General features: G+C 67.4%; 14 protein-coding genes. 5 read left to right on the top strand and 9 right to left on the bottom strand.

The annotated features are described in order from the left end of the window. The first annotated feature begins 45 nt into the window (after positions 1-45). The 4 genes from moaA (at position 46) to AC0V2Y_RS25140 (ending at position 4985) form a co-directional block, all read left to right on the top strand. Complete coding sequence (gene moaA / locus AC0V2Y_RS25155; RefSeq protein ID WP_475414857.1) at positions 46-1032, top strand: GTP 3',8-cyclase MoaA; 987 nt, start codon at positions 46-48, stop codon at positions 1030-1032. 44 nt (positions 1033-1076) lie between these two features. Then, positions 1077-2963, top strand: coding sequence for a type IV pili methyl-accepting chemotaxis transducer N-terminal domain-containing protein (locus tag AC0V2Y_RS25150; RefSeq protein WP_475414858.1), 1887 nt, complete (start codon positions 1077-1079; stop codon positions 2961-2963). A gap of 23 nt (positions 2964-2986) precedes the next feature. Next, positions 2987-3649 carry a response regulator gene (locus tag AC0V2Y_RS25145; protein WP_086147379.1) on the top strand — a complete coding sequence of 221 codons (663 nt, stop codon included), beginning with the start codon at positions 2987-2989 and terminating at the stop codon, positions 3647-3649. A gap of 124 nt (positions 3650-3773) precedes the next feature. Next, positions 3774-4985: an NnrS family protein gene (locus tag AC0V2Y_RS25140; RefSeq protein WP_475414859.1), complete on the top strand. Its 1212-nt coding sequence runs from the start codon at positions 3774-3776 to the stop codon at positions 4983-4985. A gap of 7 nt (positions 4986-4992) precedes the next feature. On the opposite strand, the gene AC0V2Y_RS25135 is transcribed toward AC0V2Y_RS25140, so the two are convergent. The 9 genes from AC0V2Y_RS25135 to AC0V2Y_RS25095 all read right to left on the bottom strand — a co-directional run bounded on the left by AC0V2Y_RS25135 (position 4993) and on the right by AC0V2Y_RS25095 (position 17072). After that, on the bottom strand, positions 4993-5118 hold the full coding sequence (locus tag AC0V2Y_RS25135; protein ID WP_475414860.1) for a hypothetical protein: 126 nt from the start codon (positions 5116-5118) through the stop codon (positions 4993-4995). A gap of 33 nt (positions 5119-5151) precedes the next feature. Further along, entirely contained in the window at positions 5152-8586 is a 3435-nt protein-coding gene (locus AC0V2Y_RS25130; RefSeq protein WP_475414861.1) for a response regulator, read from the bottom strand. Positions 8587-8634: 48 nt separating this feature from the next. Further along, the gene (locus AC0V2Y_RS25125) at positions 8635-10332 is read right to left on the bottom strand and encodes a sensor histidine kinase (RefSeq protein ID WP_475414862.1); all 1698 of its coding nucleotides are present in this window, start codon (positions 10330-10332) and stop codon (positions 8635-8637) included. Positions 10333-10497: 165 nt separating this feature from the next. Further along, positions 10498-12723 carry an ATP-binding protein gene (locus tag AC0V2Y_RS25120; protein WP_475414863.1) on the bottom strand — a complete coding sequence of 742 codons (2226 nt, stop codon included), beginning with the start codon at positions 12721-12723 and terminating at the stop codon, positions 10498-10500. Further along, positions 12720-13082, bottom strand: coding sequence for an Hpt domain-containing protein (locus tag AC0V2Y_RS25115; RefSeq protein ID WP_475414864.1), 363 nt, complete (start codon positions 13080-13082; stop codon positions 12720-12722). The genes AC0V2Y_RS25120 and AC0V2Y_RS25115 overlap by 4 nt, the downstream gene beginning before the upstream one ends. Positions 13083-13127: 45 nt before the next feature. After that, positions 13128-13754, bottom strand: a complete 627-nt coding sequence (locus AC0V2Y_RS25110) for a response regulator (protein WP_475414865.1) — start codon at positions 13752-13754, stop codon at positions 13128-13130. A gap of 87 nt (positions 13755-13841) precedes the next feature. Next, on the bottom strand, positions 13842-14723 hold the full coding sequence (locus tag AC0V2Y_RS25105; protein WP_475414866.1) for an HDOD domain-containing protein: 882 nt from the start codon (positions 14721-14723) through the stop codon (positions 13842-13844). After that, positions 14720-15343, bottom strand: coding sequence for a hypothetical protein (locus AC0V2Y_RS25100; protein ID WP_475414867.1), 624 nt, complete (start codon positions 15341-15343; stop codon positions 14720-14722). Before AC0V2Y_RS25100 ends, AC0V2Y_RS25105 begins: the two co-directional genes overlap by 4 nt. 49 nt (positions 15344-15392) lie before the next feature. Then, complete coding sequence (locus tag AC0V2Y_RS25095; protein ID WP_475414868.1) at positions 15393-17072, bottom strand: methyl-accepting chemotaxis protein; 1680 nt, start codon at positions 17070-17072, stop codon at positions 15393-15395. Positions 17073-17410: 338 nt separating this feature from the next. Between AC0V2Y_RS25095 and AC0V2Y_RS25090 the strand changes: the two genes are divergently transcribed. Continuing rightward, a complete protein-coding gene (locus AC0V2Y_RS25090) occupies positions 17411-19834 on the top strand; it encodes a membrane-bound PQQ-dependent dehydrogenase, glucose/quinate/shikimate family (RefSeq protein WP_475418386.1) in 2424 nt (807 codons plus the stop codon). Positions 19835-19875: the final 41 nt, after the last annotated feature.

Genomic DNA, 19875 nt, shown 5'->3' with positions numbered 1-19875 from the left:
TCGTGCCCCAGCCTTTACAATCAAGGAAGAAACAGGAGTAGCGTCATGGGTAGCGTCAAGTTGCAGGACCGTTTTGGCCGTTCGATCGATTATGTGCGGCTGTCCGTCACCGACCGCTGCGATTTGCGCTGCGGTTATTGCATGCCCAAGGGTTTTCGCGGCTTCGAGGAGCCGAAGGACTGGCTGACGTTCGACGAGATCGAGCGCCTGCTGGGCATTTTTGTGCGTCTCGGCACGCGCCGCGTGCGCCTGACGGGCGGCGAGCCCCTGTTGCGGCGCAACCTGCCACAGCTGGCGCAAAGGCTGTCCGCGCTGCCCGGTCTGGACGATCTGTCGCTGTCGACCAACGCCACCCAGTTGGGCAAGCATGCCGCGGCCTTGCGCGCGGCGGGCGTGGACCGCATCAACGTCAGCCTCGATTCGCTCGACCGCGCCTGCATGCAGCAGATCACGGGGCGCGACAGCCTGCAGCCGATTCTCGATGGCCTGATGGCGGGCAAGGCGGCCGGTTTCGATCCGATCAAGATCAATATGGTGGCCATGCGGGGCGTCAATGACGGCCAGATCGAGGCCATGGCGGCGTTTTGCATCGAGCAGCAGTTCATCCTGCGCCTGATCGAAGCCATGCCGATGGGCAGCACGGGCCGCAATGCCAGCTACATGCCGCTGGGCCCCGTGCGCGAACGCCTGGCGGCCCGCTTTGGCCTGGTGCCGCAGGCGATGGAACTGGGTGGCGGGCCGGCGCGCTACATGGCGACCCCCGACGGACGCTCGAGCATCGGCTTCATCACGCCCATGTCGCAGCATTTTTGCGCCACCTGCAACCGCGTGCGCCTGTCCGTCGATGGTACCCTGTACCTGTGCCTGGGCCAGGAAGAAAAATTCGCGTTTGGCCCCATGCTGCGCGGCGGGGCCACGGATGCGCAGATCGAAGCGGCGATCCGCGCCGCCATCGAACTCAAGCCGCAGCAGCATGATTTCAATACGCAGCCCGATAAAATCATCCGGTTCATGGCACAGACGGGCGGCTGAGGCAGTTTGCATTCACATTCAAGGGCGGTATGAAATTCAAGGCGATGTTTTCCTCCTGGCAGAAGCTGTCGACCAAGATCGTCGGCGCGCTGCTGCTCATGTTGGTGCTGGCCCTGAGCGCCATCGGCTGCACCCTGTTCCTGTCGTGGCAGCTCGAAGGCAGTTCGGCCGCCATCAACGAGACGGGCCGGCTGCGCATGCAGACTTACCGCCTGACCCTGCTGCTTGCCAGCGACGCCCGCGAACAGGCGCGCCAGCAGGTGCTGCTGATCGACGAGACCCTGGCCAAGATCGGCCACGGCGACCCGCAGCGCCCCTTGTTCCTGCCTCCCAGCACGGCCATCAAATCCGAATTCGAGCGCATCGGCACCGCCTGGCGCGGCGCCTTGCGCCCGGCCGCGCTGGCCGCCGATTCCGCCGCGCGTGCGCGCCAGTTCGAGCATGACGCCGACACCTTTGTGGGCCAGGTCGATCAATTGGTGCGCCTGATCGAGCACGATAGCGAGCAGCGCACCTTCTGGCTGCGCGGCTCGCAGCTGATCCTCGTCGGCATGGCCGTCATCGGCACGGTCAGCATGATTTACCTGATGTTCATGCTGATCATCGAGCCGGTGACGCGGCTGCGCCTGGGTATGCAGCGCATGAAGGAACGCGATTTCAGCGTGCGCCTGGCCGTCGAAAGCAATGACGAATTCGGCCAGCTGGCCAGCGGCTTCAACCAGATGGCCGACCGCCTGCAGGCGCTGTACGGCAATCTGGAAGAGGGCGTGCGCAGCAAGACGGCCACGCTCGAATACCGCAACCGCGAACTGGCGCTGCTGTACGAAAGCGCGGCCTTTTTGCAGCGCCCGCAACCGCTGGAAGACATCTGCGGCGGCTTCATGCAGCGCATCGTCGATTATTTCGAGGCCGACGGCTCCACCGTGCGCGTGCTCGACGCCGAGCGGGGCAACCTGCACATGGTGGTGCATACGGGCCTGTCCGAAGAACTGGTGGCGTCCGAGCATTGCCTGAAGGTGGGCGACTGCCTGTGCGGCACGGCCGTCGAGATGAAGGTGGCGAAGGTGCACGACATGCGCCGCATCGACAAGGCGCACGAGCTGCGCTGCCACCGCGAGGGTTTTGCCACCGTTTCCGTCTTCCACATCCATGCGCACGAACAGCACCTGGGCTTTTTCAACCTGCATTTCCGCCATGCGCGCGTGTTTTCCGCGCGCGAGCTTGCCTTGCTGGAAACCCTGGGCCAGCTGCTGGGCATCGCGCTGGAAAACCTGCGCCTGGCCGCGCGCGAGCGCGAAATGGCTATTTCCGAAGAGCGCAACCTGGTGGCGCAGGGCCTGCACGACAGCATCGCGCAAAGCCTCAACTTCCTCAACCTGCAGGTGCAGATGCTCGACGACTCCGTGCGCAACGCGCGCTTCGACGAGGTGGCGGGCATCGTGCCGGCCCTGCACGCGGGCGTGAAGGAAAGCTACGAGGACGTGCGCGAACTGCTGGCCAATTTCCGCAGCCGCCTGATGGAAGATGACCTGATCGGCTCCCTGCGCGCGGCGCTCGACAAATTCCGCCGCCAGACGGGCATCGATGCCGAGCTGCTGGCCGACGTCGACGGCGCGCCATTCCCCCGCGAGCAGCAATTGCAGTTATTATTCATCGTGCAGGAAGCGCTGTCGAACATCCGCAAGCACGCGCAGGCCAGCCACGTCGAGGTGCGCCTCGCCGATCATCAGGATTTTACGCTGACGATCAGCGACAATGGCGTCGGCTTCGACGCTGCCGCCGTGCTGGAAAAGGGCGACAGCCATGTCGGCATCCACATCATGCGCGAGCGCGCGCAGCGCATCGAGGCCACGTTCGACGTGCATGCCTGTCCCGGCGGCGGCACGACCGTCGAACTGCATCTGTCGCGCGAGCAGCGCCGCGCCGCCTAAGCCACTATCAGAAAGTATAAAAAATGGAGACTCCCGATAAACCGATCACCGTCATGCTGGTGGACGACCACGCGCTGTTCCGCAGCGGCATACGCTCGCTGCTGCAGCGCCACACGGAATTTTCCGTCGTGGGCGAGGCCGCCGACGGCGTGGAAGGCATCAAGCGCGCCATCCAGCTGCAGCCCGACGTGGTGCTGCTGGACCTGAACATGGCCGGCATGTCCGGCGTGGAAGCGCTGCAGCTGATGCAGCACGACTGCCCCGACACGGCCATCGTCATGCTGACCGTGTCGGAAGACGCCGAAGACCTGGCCACGGCCCTGCGCGCGGGCGCCTGCGGCTATCTGATCAAGAATATCGACGCCGACTACCTGGTGCGCGCCATCCGCCGCGCGGCGGCCGGCGAAGTCGTCATCGCCGAAGCCATGACGGGCAAGCTGGTGGCGCAGCTGCAGGCGGGCACGCGGCGCGAGGAGCCCGTGTCGGAGCTGGACAAGCTCACGCCCCGTGAAAAGGAAATCATCGACTGCCTGTCGCGCGGCGAGAGCAACAAGGGCATCGCGCGCACCCTGGACCTGGCCGAAAGCACGGTCAAGATCCACGTGCAGAACGTGCTGAAAAAACTCAACCTCACGAGCCGCGTGCAGGCGGCCGTGTACGCGGTCGAGCACCGCCAGGGGAAGTAGCCCGATTTGGGGTCTGACCCGCCGGGCCGGACCCCATGGCTATTATCTCTAGTCCTTTATGCCGATGGCGGCATCTGCGCTTTTAAAGTAGTATATTGAATATATCTTTAAAGGCGACTCCATCATGGCCATCACCCCGATCAGCGAACCTTCTTCCTCTCCCGCCGCCTCCGGCGCGGCGCCCTGGCAATCCGGCCACGCCGTCTGGCAACTGGGTTTCCGCCCGTTCTACCTGCTGGCGGCCGTGTTTGCGGCCGTCGCCATACCCCTGTGGCTGGCCAGCTATGCGGGCTGGCTGACGGGCGGTCTGCACGTGGGACTGGGCTGGCACATGCACGAGATGGTGTTCGGCTTCGCCGTGGCCGTCGTCGTGGGTTTCCTGTACACGGCGGGGCGCAACTGGACGGGCTTGCCGACGCCGCACGGCGCGCCGCTGATGGCGCTGGTGGCGTTGTGGCTGGCGGGGCGCGTGGCCATGCTGTGCGGCCCCGGCCTGCTGGCGGCGCTGGTCGAGTGGCTGTTCCTGCCGCTGGCCGCCTGGCCCCTGTACCGCGTGCTGCGCCGCTCGGGCAATACGCGCAACCTGTTCCTCGTCGGTCTGCTGGCCTTGCTGGCGCTGGCCAACGGCCTGTTTCACGCGGCCGTGCTGGGCGCTCTGCCGCTGTCGCTGTTTGTGCCGGTGCAGGCGGCCATCTTCATCATTGTGCTGATCGAATCGGTGATCGGCGCGCGCGTCATTCCCATGTTTACCCGCAATGGCGCGCCGGGCAGCACGCCGGTGGCCAGTCCGCAGCGCGCGCTGGTCGCCGTGGCCTGCATGGCGGCCGCCGCGATCGCGTGGCTGGCCGGCGCGCCGGCCTGGCTGACGGCGCCGCTGGCGTTGTGTGCTGCCGGCGTGTCGCTGGCCAATCTGCTGGCGTGGCAGCCGCAGCGCACGGTGCGCGTGCCGCTGCTGTGGATATTGCACCTGTCGTATGCGTGGATCGGCATCGGCTTCGCGCTGCTGGCGGCCGCCAGCCTGGGCCTGCTGCCGGCCAGCGCCGCCTTGCACGCGCTGACGGTGGGCTCGATGGCGGGCCTGATCATCGGCATGATGACGCGCACCACGCTGGGCCACACGGGCCGTGCGCTCAAGGGCGGCAGGGCGGAAGCGGCGATGTATTGGCTGATCCAGCTGGGCGCGCTGGCGCGCCTGCTGGCCGCCGTCGGTCCCGCCGCGCTGGCCATGCCGCTGCTGCTGGCCGCCGGCGCGTGCTGGTCGCTGGCCTTTGGCCTGTATGCGTGCGTGTATGCGCCGTATCTGTGGCGCGCCAGGGTGGATGGCCGCGAAGGCTAGGCGGGTATCAGAACGGGCGCCAGGCCAGCAGTTTTCTGATTTCCGGCGTCCAGTAGGACAGCGATTCGCCCACGACGAATAGCAGCAGGCCCAGCATCAAGGCTCTCAGCAGCACATCCCTGCACCAGATCATGGCGTCTCCTGAATTTTCATACTGGCAAGTCTATCATTCGCATGCGCTGCCATGTTGCGTTTCTGGCACGGCTGCCTGGCCGGGCGCCGGCGCCTGTGCCGTGTATGCGGCGGCGGCATCGATGGCGTGCGCCAGCGCCTGTTCCAGTGCATCGAGCGCGGCTGACGCATCGTCGCCCCCGTGCAGCAGTTGTTCGGCTTGCTGTGCGGCTTGCAGCGTGGCGGGCAGGGCCAGGCTGCCCGCCACGCCGGCCAGCTTGTGCGCCAGCGCGGCGGCGTCGCCGCGTGCATCGGCCGCCAGCAGCGCGCGCATGGCGCTCACCGTGTTGCGGTAGGTGTTGCCGAAGTGCGACAGGTGCTGGCGGTAGGGCGCCTCGCCGAGCCACTGCGCCATCCCTTGCTTCAGGTCGATAACGGAGGCCGCTCCGCCCGCCCGCAGGGGCGGAGCGGCTGCGGCCATGACCGTCGGCAAGGCCGGCAGCCCTTGCGCATGGCGCCGGTGCGCGCGCGCGATCAGGACGATGGTCTGCGGCACGTCGAACGGTTTGCTGATGAAATGGTTCACGCCCGCTTCCAGTGCCGCCGCGCGCTGGGTCTGGAACGCACCGGCCGTCAGGGCCACCACGGGCAAGTCCTGGAACTGCGGCAGCTGGCGCAGCGCGCGCGTGGCCTGCAAGCCATCCATCACAGGCATCTGCACATCCATCAGCACGATGTCGACGTCGGCCGGGTGGGCCAGCAGCCAGTCCAGCGCCTGCTGGCCATCGCAGGCGAACGAGGGCAGGGCGCCCTGGTCGCACAGGATATGCTTGACCACGTCGCGATTGATCTCGCTGTCGTCGACCACCAGCACGCGCACGCCGGCCAGCACGCGTTCGCCCAGCGCCGCGTGGCCCGCGTCCAGGCCGGCCGCTTCGGCGCGCCGCTGGCGCGCTTCCATCGTCGCGTTGTACAGGCTGGAGGCCGTCACCGGTTCGTTGAGGATGGCATCGGCCGGATTGGCCGGGTCCGTATGGCGGCGCGCTGGCGCCGTCGCCGGCGCGCCGCTGGCCGCCAGGATGACGATGGGGCAGTCCTGCGGCGGCAGGTGCTCGCGCAGCGCGCGCGCCGTGGCTTGCCCGTCCAGGTCCGGCATGCGCGCGGCCAGCACGATGACGCCGGGCCGCGCATCCCCGGCGCAGGCCAGCGCATGTTCGAGTGCCGCCTGGCCGCCGGACACAGCATGCACGCTCCAGCCCAGGCCCCGCGCCACGGCGGCCACGGCGGCGCGCGTGTCGGCCTTGCCATCGGCCAGCAGGACGCGCAAGCCCTGCATGTCGGGCGAGGACGGGGCGCTGGCGGGCAGCAGTTGCAGCGGCACCGTGAAGCTGAATGCGCTGCCCTGGCCCAGACCGCTTGTCAGGCGCAGCGCGCCGCCCATCAGGCGCACCAGCTGGCGGCAGATGGTCAGGCCCAGGCCCGTGCCGCCGAAGCGGCGCGTGGTGGAGGTGTCGGCCTGGGCGAAGGCGGAAAAGATCGCTTCCTGCACCTCGGGCGCGATGCCGATGCCCGTGTCGCGCACGCAAAAGCACAGCACCGCGGCGTCGCCGTCGCGGCTTTCCAGCGCGCTCGTCAGCTCGACCGTGCCCTGCGCGGTGAACTTGATGGCATTGCTGGTCAGGTTGACCAGCACCTGTTCCAGCCGCAGCGCGTCGCCCATCACGTGGTCGACGCCATCGGGCAGCGGCCCGATGCGCACTTCGATCGGCTTGTCATGCGCGGCCACGCCCATGCTGGCGGCGATTTTTTCGATCACCTCGGCCAGGCGGAACGGCGCCCGTTCGATGGTCATGTGGCCCGCCTCGATTTTCGACACGTCGAGCACGTCGTTGATGATGCCCAGCAGGGACTGGCCGGCGGCGCGGATCTTGCGCGCCATGAGCAGCGCTTCGCCTTCGAGGCCATCGCGTTCCAGCAGCCAGGCCATGCCGAGGATGGCGTTGAGGGGCGAGCGGATTTCATGGCTCATGTTGGCGAGGAATTCCGCCTTGCTGCGGTTGGCCGATTCGGCCGCGTCGCGCGCCAGCAGCATGGCTTCTTCGGCCTGCTTTTGCGCGGAAATATCCTGAGCAAAGATCAGGGTCGCCGGTCCATCCTTGAGCACCACGCGCGTGGTGGTCTTGAACATGGGCACGGGCAGGCCCTGCTTGCCCAGGCCGACGGCCTCGAACACCTGTTCGGCGGGCGAGTCCGCCTCGATCAGTGCTTCATTGGCGGCCAGCGCCGCCTGCGATTGCGCGGAGATCATGGCCGACCAGGGCAGGCCGTTCAGATTGTCATCCGCCGTGTAGCCGTGCAGCCTGCGGTAGCGGGGATTCGAGTAGATGAAGCGGCCGTGGCGCAGGATGGCGATGGCCACGGGGGCGTCTTCGATCAGGGTGCGAAAGCGCGTTTCGCTGTCGGACACGGCTTGCATGGCCTGGCGCTCCCTTTCCTGTTCCGTATGCCAGGCAGCCTGCTGGCGGCGCCGCCGATGGCTCCAGAACAGCAGGCTGGCCGCGGCCAGCGCCAGTATGGCAAAGGCGAGAACGTAGCCCAGCGCCTGGCGCCGCAGCGGGGCGGCGATGGCCGCCTCTTCGCGGCTCAGGCCGATGAAGAGGGCGCGGTCCATGTGCAGGGCCGGCGGGGCGATGGTCGCCATGGCCATGATGCGGGGGGCGGCGCCGCCGGCAATTTCGACGCCGCTCAGGACACCCGCCTGATAGCCGCTGTCGCGAAAGCGCCGCAGGAAGCCGCCGGGGACGTCCATATCGGCGCCGTTGGCATTCCTGGCGGGATAGTTCAGGAATTGCCGGCCGTCGCCATGCAGCACCACGGCCCAGACGTCGGGGGCGTACATGGCGGTGCGGAACTTGGCCGTGAAGTATTCGGGGGCGAAGGTGGCCACCACCACGCCGGCAAAGCGGCCTTGTTTGTCCTGCACCATGCGCGACGCCGTGATGACCAGGTCGCCCTTGAAGGAATGGAAGGGCGCCGAGACGTACAGCATGCGCGCATCGGGGGCGTCGCGCGCCGTCTGGAAGTAGCCGCGGCGCGAAAAATCCTGGTCCGCCAGTTCCGGGATGTTGGTGGCGACCGGCTTGCCGTCTGTGTCGATGACCAGCATGGTGCGCACGCCCGGCATGGCGTCAACCAGCGCGGCCAGGCGCCGCGGCAGCGCCTGGCCCGCGTCGGGTGCGGCGCCGGCGGCGAGATAGTCTCGGATCACGCCGCCGAGCACAAGGTTGGTCGCTTCCAGGTCGACTTCGATGTTTTTTGCCAGCAGCGCCGTCAGCACGCTCAGGCGCTCGCGTTCGGCCGCGTCATGCCGCGCGGCCTCGGCCAGATGCGCGTAGGCGAGGGCGGCAGCCACGATGAGCAGCCCGAGGAGCAAGAACAGCCATTCGATCCATTGTCTGCGCACCGCCGCCGCATCTGTGTGATAGGTCATGTGGCGATGCTATACCCGATATGGATGGAGAACAACTTTTGTGCACAACTATGCATGTGATAGTGTGGTCAATTTGTCCCCAAGGGACAGCGGAAGGTGCAGGCGGAAGACGGCACCCTGGCCCGGCACGGATGCCACGCCGATGCTGCCGCCCATCAGCACGACAAGCTGGCGCGCGATGGCCAGGCCCATGCCGGCGCCGTCATGGGCGCGGCTTGGCGAATCGTCCGCCTGCGAGAATTTGTCGAAGATGAGGCCCTGCTGCGCCGGCGCGATGCCGATGCCCGTATCGCGCACCTCGATCCGCAGTTCCGCGCCGCTGTGCATGACGTGCACGTCGACCCGCCCCGCGGCCGTGTAGCGGATGGCATTGTCGAGCAGGATATCGAGCACGCGCACCAGGCGGACGCGGTCGCAATCGATGCTGGGCGGCGTGGCGGGCGCCACTTGCGCGGCCAGCTGCAGGCCCTTGTGCGCCGCGCGCGGCCGGTGCGGCGCCAGCGCCAGTTCCAGCAGCTGGTCGAGTGGCGCGGCGCTGGACTCCAGCCGTACCTGGTCATGCTCGAGCGCGCTCAATTCCATCGCCGCCTCGACCATGGCCAGCAACTGGCGGCCGCTGTCGTGTATCGTTTGCGCGTAGGCGGTCTGTTCCGGCTCGCGCAGCTGTTCCTGCAGCAGCTCGGAAAAACCGAGGATGCCGTTGAGGGGCGTGCGCAATTCATGCGACATGTTCGACAGGAAGCGCGACTTGGCCTCGCTGGCGGCGATGGCCCTGGCGCAGCTGTCGACCAGGCGGCCGATCAGCAGCACCAGCGCGGCCCACGACAGCACGATCAGCGCGCTCGTGATGGCCGCCATCAGCAGCGCCTGGTCGCGGCGCGAGACGTAGTCGGCCAATACCGTGTCGCGGTCCAGCCCGACGAGCATGTAGAGCGGGTAGCCGGCCAGTTTTTCGAACGCATAAAAGCGCAGGGCGCCGTCGACGGGACTGCGTTCGATGAAGCTGCCCCGCGTTTTACCTTGCATTAAAGAAAATACCTTGCTGCCGCCGATATCCTGGCCGATGGTGTTGACGGTGCCGACCCTGCGCGCGCGCACCACGCCGTCGCTGCCGACGAGCTCGGTGGAGCTGTTGTCGCCCAGATCGACTTCGTCGTACAGGCGGGTAAAGTAATACGGGTCCATCGAGACCACCACCACGCCCTTGTAGCGGCCATCGGCATGGTTGATGCGGCGCGTCATCTGGATCGACCATTTTTTCGATACGCGCCCCAGTACCGGCTTGCTGATATACAGTTCGCCGCTGTCGCGCCGCATGTGCACGCGGACGTGTTCGCGGTCGGCCAGGTTGGTCGGCTGGAAGGGCCGGCTCGACAGGACCGTGTCGCCCTGTTCGTCGACGATGCTGAACAGGTTGTACAGGGGGCCGGGATTGAGGCCTTGCTGCAGATCCGCCACGATATCGAGGCGGCTGCCCAGCGCCTGGTAGCGGCTGCGCAAGTACGTGGCCGCCTGGTCTGCCGCTTCGATCGTGCGGATCGCATGCTCGTCGAAGACGCGCGCCATGCTGCGCGCATCGCGCCCGGCGCTGGCGATGGCGGCGTCGCGGGCGTGCCGCAATTGCAGCACGGTGATGCCCCACAGCCCCGCCAGCAGGATGGCCATAAAGAGCGACAGCAGGGTGCGCGTATCCCAACGCTCCCAGCGTTCCCAGGCCATGGCCTTCCAGTGTCTGTGCTGCCGCATGCCGCCTCCGCAAGGTCCGTCGGTTCTTCCAGTTGTGCCGTTGTGCGAGGATGCCCGGCGTCACTGGCGCGTCGATTTATCAATTATATCGAATATAATTGATTTTATCGAATAAAATGATTTTTGCGGAGAAAGTGTTGTATTGTGCGCGGGCCGGGCGGCTCGCTAGCGTATCGCCGCCTGGCGCGTCAGCCAGCGGTCGACCATTGCGCGCAGCTGGGCGGCCGTAAACGGCTTGGGCAGATAATCGTCCATGCCGGCCGCCATGCAGCGCTGCCGGTCGTCCTCGGTGACGCCGGCCGTGAGGGCGATGACGGGCAGGCGCGGCGCGCCGCTGGCCGCTTCGCGGGCGCGCAGGGCCTGGCACGCCTGGTAGCCGTCCATGACGGGCATCATGCAATCCATCAGGACCAGGTCGTAGGGCTGTGCGGCCAGCGCTTGCAGGCCCAGCGCGCCGTTCTCCGCCGTGTCGATGCTGTAGCCGCGCGCACTCAGCTGCAGGCACACCAGCTGGCGGTTCAGCGCCGTGTCCTCGACCAGCAGGATGCGCGCGCCCCCTTCCGGGGCCGTTGCGGGCGGGGCGGCCGGTTCCGATGGCGGCGCCAGTTCTGGCTCTGGTTCTGGTTCCGGCTCCGGTGCCTGGACCGCCTGGCAGGGCAGGCGCACGGTGAAGCGGGAACCGGCGCCGGGCATGCTGCTGCAGAAAATCTCGCCGCCCAGCAGCGCCACCAGGTGCTTGCAGATGGTCAGGCCCAGCCCCGTGCCGCCATAGGCGCCGCTGATGCTGTCGTCGGCCTGGCAAAACGGTTCGAAGATGCGGCCCAGCTGCTGCGCCGTCATGCCGATGCCCTGGTCGCTGACCATGGCGACGAGGCAGGCGCTGGCGCCGTCCGGCGTGGCCGGCTCCAGGTGCAGGCGCACGCTCACCGTGCCGGCGGGCGTAAACTTGATGGCATTGCTGAGCAGGTTGCCGAGGATTTGCGCGAGGCGCGTGCGGTCCGAGCAAATCAGCGGCGGCACGCTGCTGCCGATTTCGCTGACCAGGCACAGCTGCTTCCCGTCCGCCTGCGGGCGGTGCAGCGCCAGTACGTCATCGAGCAGCTGGCGCGGATCGAAGTCGCGCAGCTCGATGCCCATCTGGCCCGCCTCGACCTTGGACAGGTCGAGGATATCGTTCAGGATGCGCATCAGGTGCTGCACGCCATCGCCGATGCGCTGCGCATGCTGCCGCTGCGGCGCATCGGGCGCGGTGTCCCGCAGCAGTTCGGCCATGCCGGCGATGCCAGCCATCGGCGTGCGGATTTCGTGGCTCATGACGGCCAGGAAGCGCGACTTGGCGGCATTCGCCGCTTCCGCGCGCGTTTGCAGCGCCAGCGCCATGGCCGCGTCGCGCTCCTGGCGCCGCAGCAGGGCCATGATCAGCGCGATGGCCGCGGCCAGCACGAGCAGGCTGACCACGGCCGCGCCGCCCATGGTGCGCAGCATGCGCCGCCAGCCCGCCAGGTAGACTTCGTCCGTCACGGTCACGTTGATGGCCAGCGGATAGTCGCGCACCAGCCGTACGCCGGCCAGGCGGTCGACCGTGCGTCCCCGGTCGGCCGCGCGCGGCGTATCCACCTGCAGCACGCCATCGGTCTTGCCCTGTTCCAGCAGGCGGTAGGTGCTGCCCGTCAGGTTGCGCTTGCCCATCATCTCGGGCACGGCCGGCCAGCGGGCCAGCAGCGTGTAGTCGTTGCGGTACAGGGAAAAGGCCGTGTGTTCGCCGATGCTGGTGCTCTGGAAGAATTTGCTGAAGAAGTCGCATGACAGGCCGACCAGCACCACGCCCAGGAAGCGGCCGTCCGGCCCGCTGATGCGCCGGCTGATATAGAAGGTCCAGGCGCCGTTGCCCTTGTTTTGCACGGGTGCGCTGACGTGCATGCCGCCGTCCGGGTGGCGCCGGTGATACTCGAAGTAGTCGCGCTCGCCGAGGCGGATGGACGGCGCGGGAAAGGCGCGGCTGAAGGCCAGCACGCTGGCGTCGCTGCCGACGATGGACACCACGTCCACTTGCGGCACGCCGCCGATCTTGTGCCGCAGCGTCTGGTGCATGGCCGGGGTGCCGACGGCGGCGGCCAGCGCTGGCGCGTCCGCGGGGGCACCGATCTCGTTGCTGACGCCGTCGAGCACCAGACGGGCGGCCGTGATGCTCTGCGCCGTGTTTTCCGCCAGCAGCAGCGACAGGTTGGACAGGTCCTGTTTCCAGTCATCGACGGCTTCGCGGTACAGCAGCACGCCGGAGACGGCGATGCGCAGCGCCAGCAGGCCCACCAGCACCAGGCCGACGACGGCAGCCGTCGTGCGCGGCCGGTAGCGGTGCACCAGGCGCAGGGCGGCCTGGCGCGCGTTCATGCCTGCGCGCCCGTGTATTCAAGCATGCTGCGGCGAACCTCCTGCTCCACCGCGCCGAGCAGCGCCGCCGTCTCATCGAGCCAGTCCGCTGCCGCCACGCCCTGGTGGCGCACCAGCCGCTCGAGTTCCGCCAGGCGCGCCACCAGGGCGCCGGCGCCCAGCAGGGCCACGGTGCCGCGCAAGGTATGGCAGCTATGCACGATGGCTTGCGCCGCGCCGCCGCGCACGGCCTGCTCGACGCGCGCAAACATGGCCGGCGACGTGTCGAGGTAGGTCTGGGACAGGGCGCGGAACATGTCCAGGTCCTGGCCGGTGGCCTGGAACAGCACGGCGGGATCGATGTGGCGATAGGCTGGCATGGCGGCTCCGTGGCGAGGGGAAAGCGGTGGCGCGAAGGTGACGCGCTAGGCGGCCAGGCTGTTGCGCCGCGCATGGCCGGCGCAGCAGGCGCGCAGATAGCCGCGCAGCTCGTCGTAATTGACGGGCTTGGCAAAGAAGACGACGCCGGGCGGCACGCCGCCCCGTTCTTCCAGTTCCTCCGGCGTCAGGCTCGACAGCATGGCGATGTGCATGTCCGCCAGCAGCGGGTCGGCCAGGATGGTGCGGATCACTTCGTAGCCGTCGATGCCTTCCATGACGATGTCGGCCAGCAGGATGTCGGGCTGGTCGCGGGCGATTTCCATCAGCGCCTGGTAGCCGTTCTCGCAAAAGCGCAAGTCCGCCTGCAAGCCCCATGAGCCGATCTGCTTTTCATACAGCGCGCGCTCGATCGGATTGTCTTCGATCACGAGGATGGAGGGCGGGCGCCCCGATGGGGCGGGGCGGCTGGCGCGTGCAGCGCGCTGATCCTGGCCCGGCTGGCCGGGATTGCCCTTGTAGGCTTCGACGGCCGCGAGGGGAATGCGCCGGTGGCCGCCCTTGGTCTTCCAGGCTTCGATCACGCCCGCCTCGACCAGTTGCTGCACCGATGTCACCGAGATGCCGAGGATCTCGGCGGCCTTTTGGGTAGTGCAAACGTCTGCAGTGTGCATGATGGGCTTTATGGTCGCATATGAAGTTGAAGGGAATGATACGCAATCGCGCTCAAAAAATCAATTTCAACGAATTAGATGAATTCACTAAAATCCTGGCGTGCGCGCGCGGCAGGGGACAAGTTGGGCCTGCGGTTCCAGGATCTCGCGCCACTCGCTCCACTCGGCGTTGCTGTGGCGCAGCAGGGTTTCCATGCGCTCCCCGTCCAGGCCCAGCACCCGCGCGGCGGCCAGGGCCGGCCCGCGCGGTCCCGCGCCGTTGCGCAATATCAGGTCGGCGAAGCCGCTGGCCAGCTTCAGCAGCCAGGCCAGGTCCGTCATGCGCCCGGCCCGCCCGAAGCCGGGCGGCGCGGCATGGCAGCGCACGGCGTCGCACAGGATGTCCGGCATGCCCCAGCCCCGCATGAGGATGGCCGACAGCGCCAGCTGGTGGTGGCCGAAGCGCTGCGACTCCGTGCACAGCAGCCGGGCCGTGGCGCCATTGCCGTGCTGCTCCAGCAGTTCTTCATATTCCCGCGGCTGCAAGGTGGCCAGGGCCAGCTGGCCGCAGTTGGCCAGCAAGCCGCAGCTGTACAGTTCATCGGCCGGCGCCAGCTGCAGCGCGTCGCCGGCCACGCGGGCCGCGCACGCCATGGCCAGCGAGTGCGACCAGAAGCGCTGCGCGTCGAAGTGCGCGCACGTGGGCGCGGGCAGGGCGGGTGCCGCGAACGCCTGGCGCAGGGCGGGCAAGCCGATGGCCGCCAGCATCGTGGCGTTGACGGCCGCATGCATGCGCTCGCCCGGCGGCACGCCCGCATTCGCCAGGCCGATGACCTTGCCCGTCAGGGCGGGATCGCAGCCCAGTTGTTCCGCCAGCTCGTCGAGCGGCAGCTGCCGCTGGCACAAGGTGGCCAGCCACTGGCTGCGCCAGGCGGGCGAAGGCAGGATGGTGCCGCCGAGCAGGCGCGCCAGGTCGATGTGCGCGCTCATGGCCGGCTCCCGACGCTGCCGCGCGCATCTGCCTGCGCCGCGCCCGCCGTTTGCAGGGCCGTGACCGCCTGCGACAGCGCATCGAGCGCCATCAGCAGTTCCGCATGCAGGCGGCGCAGCGCGCCCGTATCGTTGGAAAAGCCCGCATGCACGGCCTGGCGCGCCAGCGCCTGCAAGGGGAGCAGGCCCATGGACTGGCTGCCGTCGAGGATTTCCTGCGCCAGCACGCGCGCCGGGGCGGCCCGCTCGCAGCGCAACGCATGGGCGATGCCTGCCAGGCGGTCGCGCGTCTCGGCCACGAACAGCGCCAGAATTTCGCCCTGCAGGCGCCGGTCGCAGCCGAACATGGCGTCCAGGCGGGCCGCGTCGAACGGCGGCGTTTCCTGCGCCTTGGCTGGCGGCGGTGCGCTGTCAGCCGCTTTGGCTGGCGGTGCCGTTTTGCGCATCTGCAGCAGCGCATGCAGATCGGCCGGCGCCGCGCGGCCGGCCCGGCGCCAGCGGGTGCGGCGCCAGAGCAGGGCGGCCAGCAGCAAGGCCAGGCCGGCAAGGGCCAGCGCCGGGCGCATCAGCGACAGGTCTTCGCAGCGAAGGAAGGGGTGGATGGCGAGGAAGGTGTTCATGACAGTGCTCCAATGCTATCTAGGCAAGTGATCCTGCGTAATGGCGGACCTAAAAGACGTCCCAGTCGCCCGCATCGGCGGCGGCCGGCGCCGTGGCTCTGGCCTGGCCTGCGGGCCGCGTGGCGACCAGCTTGAGCGCCGCCTTGTGCTGTGCGGGCCGCCGGGTGGCAGGCGCTTGCGGTGCCGCGCCGGCCTGGCCTGGCGCCAGCCTGAAGGCGCCTACCACCCCAGCCAGCCTGGCCGCCTGCTCCTGCAGCGACTGCGATGCCGCCGCCGCTTCTTCGACCAGGGCCGCATTCTGCTGCGTGACTTCATCCATCTGCGTGACGGCGCGGTTGATTTCCTCGATGCCCGTGCTTTGCTCCGCGCTGGCGGCCGAGATTTCGCTGACGATGTCGGTCACGCCGCGTACGGTGTCGACCACTTCCGTCATGGCGGCGCCGGCCTGCTGCACCAGCTTGCCGCCTTGTTCGACCTGTTCCACGGAGTTGCCGATGAGTACCTTGATTTCCTTGGCGGCGGCGGCCGAACGGTGGGCCAGGTTGCGCACTTCCGTGGCCACGACGGCGAAGCCGCGCCCCTGTTCCCCGGCGCGCGCCGCTTCCACGGCCGCATTCAGGGCCAGGATATTCGTCTGGAAGGCGATGCCGTCGATGACGCCGATGATGTCGGCGATCTTGTTGGACGAGCCGTCGATCGCTTCCATGGTGCGTATCACGTCGTCCATCACCTGGCCGCCACGTTGTGCCTTGTCCGAGGCGCTGACGGCCATTTGCTTGGCCTGGCGGGCATTGTCCGAGTTTTGCCGCACGGTGGCCGTTAGTTCTTCCATGGCCGAGGCGGTTTCTTCCAGCGAGCCGGCCTGCTGTTCCGTGCGCGCCGACAGGTCCAGGTTGCCGGCCGCGATTTCGGCCGAGGCCGTGCCGATGCTGTCCGTGCCCGCACGCACTTCGGCCACGATGCGCACCAGGCTTGCGCTCATGTCCGCCATGGCTAGCATCAGCTGGCCCACCTCGTCGTTCGACGTGGCGTTCACTTGCACGCTGAGGTCACCGCCCGCGATGCTGCGGGCCACGCCGATGGCGCCGGCCAGCGAGGCGGCGATACGCCGCGCCAGCAGCAGACCCATGCCGGCCACCAGCGCCGTCACGGCCAGGGCCAGGCCGATGGAAATCCAGCGCGCGCTGGCCGCGGCGGCGGCGCCGTCGGCGGCACCCCTGGCGGCCAGGTTTTCGTTGTAGCGGTGGTGGGCGGCCAGGGCGTCGACCAGTTCCTTGATGATGGGCTGATTTTCCATCAGCAAGTCGCGTGCCGCGTCCAGTTCGCCCGCCTTCGACAGCGCCAGCACCTTGTCGCGCACCGTGTCGTAGCGCGCCAGCACGGCACGCTCCGCGGTCAGCAGCGCGCGGTCCTGCTCATCGGTGATATCGTCTTTTTCATACTGGTCGAGCGCCTTGCCGACCGCCGCGCGCGCCTGCTTGATGCCCGCTTCCAGGGCATCGCGCCTGGCGGCATCCTTGCTGGCCATGTGCTGCCAGACGGCCGTGCGCATCTGCGCGAACGGCACGAAAGCCTGGTTCAGGGTCAGCAGGCTGGGCACCGTGTTGACGGTGGCATAGCTGGCCGCCGCGTACACGCGGTCCATCTGGTAGATGCCAAAGCCCGCCAGGGCGGCCAGTCCCACGACGACGGAAAGGATCAAGGCGTACAGCCGTTTAGCGATGGTCATGATGGGCGCCGCTCCAATGAAGTGAAATTCAAGAAAATGGTTGTTTTCGATGTTTTTTTCCATTCTACGATAAAAATCTGTTTTATTCGAGTAATTTGTTGTTAATTTATTTTATTCAATGATTTTCATCAAAATCGTACTGTTGTGCCTGTCTGGACCGCCAGCCCGTGTATAAAAAGCCACACGGCGCGCGGCGCGCGTTCTCGCGTGTGGCACGCTTTGCCGATTGGTGAAAAAATGGGATTTGCTTGATCGCCATCAAATACGGTGCGCAGGCGCGTGCCGCCGACTGACTCTTGTAAAGGAGCATCATGACTGCCTCTGCCCGGCCTGGACCCTTGTTAGTATTCACCGCAGTCATCTTCATCCTGCTTGGACTGGCGCTCGTTGGCGGCGGCGCCTGGCTCGTCAGCCTTGGCGGTTCCTGGTATTACGTGGTGGCCGGCATCGGCATGCTCGTCGCGGGCGCGCTCGTGTGGAAGGGGCGGCGCAGCGCCCAGCTTTTCCTGGCCCTGCTGCTGTTCGGCACCCTGATCTGGTCCGTCATCGAAGTGAAGTTCGACTGGTGGCAATTGCTGCCGCGCCTCGATATCTGGTTCGCCGCCGCCGTCTGGCTGCTGCTGCCGTTTGTCGACCGCCGCCTCGACCCGCCATTGACGGCCGGCGCAAAACCGCGCGACGCGGGCAAGAGCGCCCTGACGGCGGCCGTGGTGCTGACGGCCGCCGTGGGTATCTTTTCCCTGTTCCAGGACTATTACACTTTGCATGGCGAAGTGCCGGCCGAGAACATGGCGGCGGCGCCGCAGGGCGATTTCGCGCCGGGCGTGGCGCCCAACGACTGGGCCGCGTATGGCCGCTCCGGCTATGGCGACCGCTATGCGCCGGCCGCGCAGATCACGCCGGCCAACGCCGCGCAGCTGAAACAGGCGTGGGTCTACCACACGGGTGACTTCAAGGGGCCGAACGATCCGGGCGAGATCGCCAACGAAGTCACGCCCCTGAAGGTCAACGGCATGCTGTACCTGTGCACGCCGCATAACATCGTCATCGCGCTCGATCCGGACACGGGCAAGGAGCTCTGGCGCCACGATCCGAAGATCAACCGCGACGCGTCGAGCTACCAGCACATGATCTGCCGCGGCGTGGCGTATTGGGACGTCAATGCGGGCCGCGCCAAGGGCGACCCTGCGCCCGAGGCGGCCGGCATGGAGTGCCCGCGCCGCATCTTCGCGCCCACCATGGATGCGACCCTGATCGCCGTCAATGCCGATACGGGCGAAGCGTGCAAGAGCTTTGGTGAAAATGGCGTGATCGGCCTGTACCACGGCATGGGCATGAAGAAGCGCGGTTTTCTGATGCCGACGTCGCCGCCGGCCGTGGCGCAGAACGTGGTGGTGATGGCCGCCAGCGTGACCGACAACTTTTCCACGGAAGAGCCATCGGGCGTGATCCGCGGCTACGATCCCGTCACGGGCAAGCTGATGTGGAACTGGGATGCCTCGAACCCCGACGACACGGCGCCGATCGCCGATGGCAAGACCTATACGAACAACTCGCCCAATTCCTGGGGCGTCTCCAGCGTGGATGAAAAGCTGGGCATGGTGTACATCCCGATGGGCAATGAAACGCCCGACACGTGGGGCGGCAACCGCAACCCGCATGGCGAGAAATACAACAGCGCCATCGTCGCGCTGGACCTGGCCACCGGCAAGGTGCGCTGGGTCTACCAGACCGTGCACCACGATATCTGGGACATGGATATCGGCGGCCAGCCCACCCTGGTCGACATCGACACGCCGAAAGGCAAAGTCCCATCGGTCGTCGCCACGACGAAACGGGGCGACATCTACGTGATCGACCGGCGCGACGGCAGCCTGGTCGTGCCGGCGCCGGAAAAACCCGTGCCGACGGCCAACGCGGCCCCTGGCGACAAGCTGTCGCCCACGCAGCCGTTCTCGGCCCTGACGTTCCTGCCCGAGAAGCACATCAGCGAGACGGATATGTGGGGCACGACGCCGTTCGACCAGCTCGCGTGCCGCATCATCTTCCGCCAGCACCGCTATGAAGGGCCGTTTACGCCGCAAACGGTGGCCGAAGGCAAGATCAAGGGCGCCATCATCTCGCCGGGCCCGCTGGGCATCTTCGAATGGGGCGGGGCGGCCGTCGATCCCGTGCGCCAGTTGCTGCTGGTGAATCCCGACTACATGGGCTTTCTGGAGCGCCTGGTGCCGCGCGCGCAAGCCAATGCGAAGGGCGGCACGGGTTCGGAGATGGGCTTGCAGCCGCAGACGGGTGTGCCGTTTGCCGTGGAAATCAAGCCCTTCCTGTCGCCGCTGGGCTTCCCGTGCCAGGCGCCGCCGTGGGGTTATATCGCCGCCGTCGATTTGCGCACCATGAAAAAAGTGTGGATGCACAAGAACGGCACCACGCGCGACAGCGCGCCCGTGCCCATCGCCTTGCCGCTGGGCGTGCCCAGCCTGGGCGGCATCAGCACGACGGGCGGCGGCGTGGCTTTCCTCAGCAGCACGCTCGACTACTACATCCGCGGCTACGACGTGCGCAACGGCAAGACCGTATGGAAAGCCCGCCTGCCGGCCGGCGGCCAGGCCACGCCGATGAGCTATGTCTCCGACAAGACGGGCAAGCAGTATGTCGTCGTCATGGCCGGCGGTCATGGCTCCTTGGGCACGAAGATGGGCGACAGCCTGGTGGCGTTTGCCTTGCCGGACGAGGCGGTGAAGGAGGCGGGGAAAGCGAAGTAAGAGGATAAGTAAGTGAAGCGCATCGGCGGCATGGACTGGCC

The sequence above is a fragment of the Janthinobacterium sp. BHSEK genome, from assembly GCF_056174685.1.
Note: the sequence above shows the minus strand (reverse complement) of the source record. Positions and strands in the feature narration are given on the sequence as shown.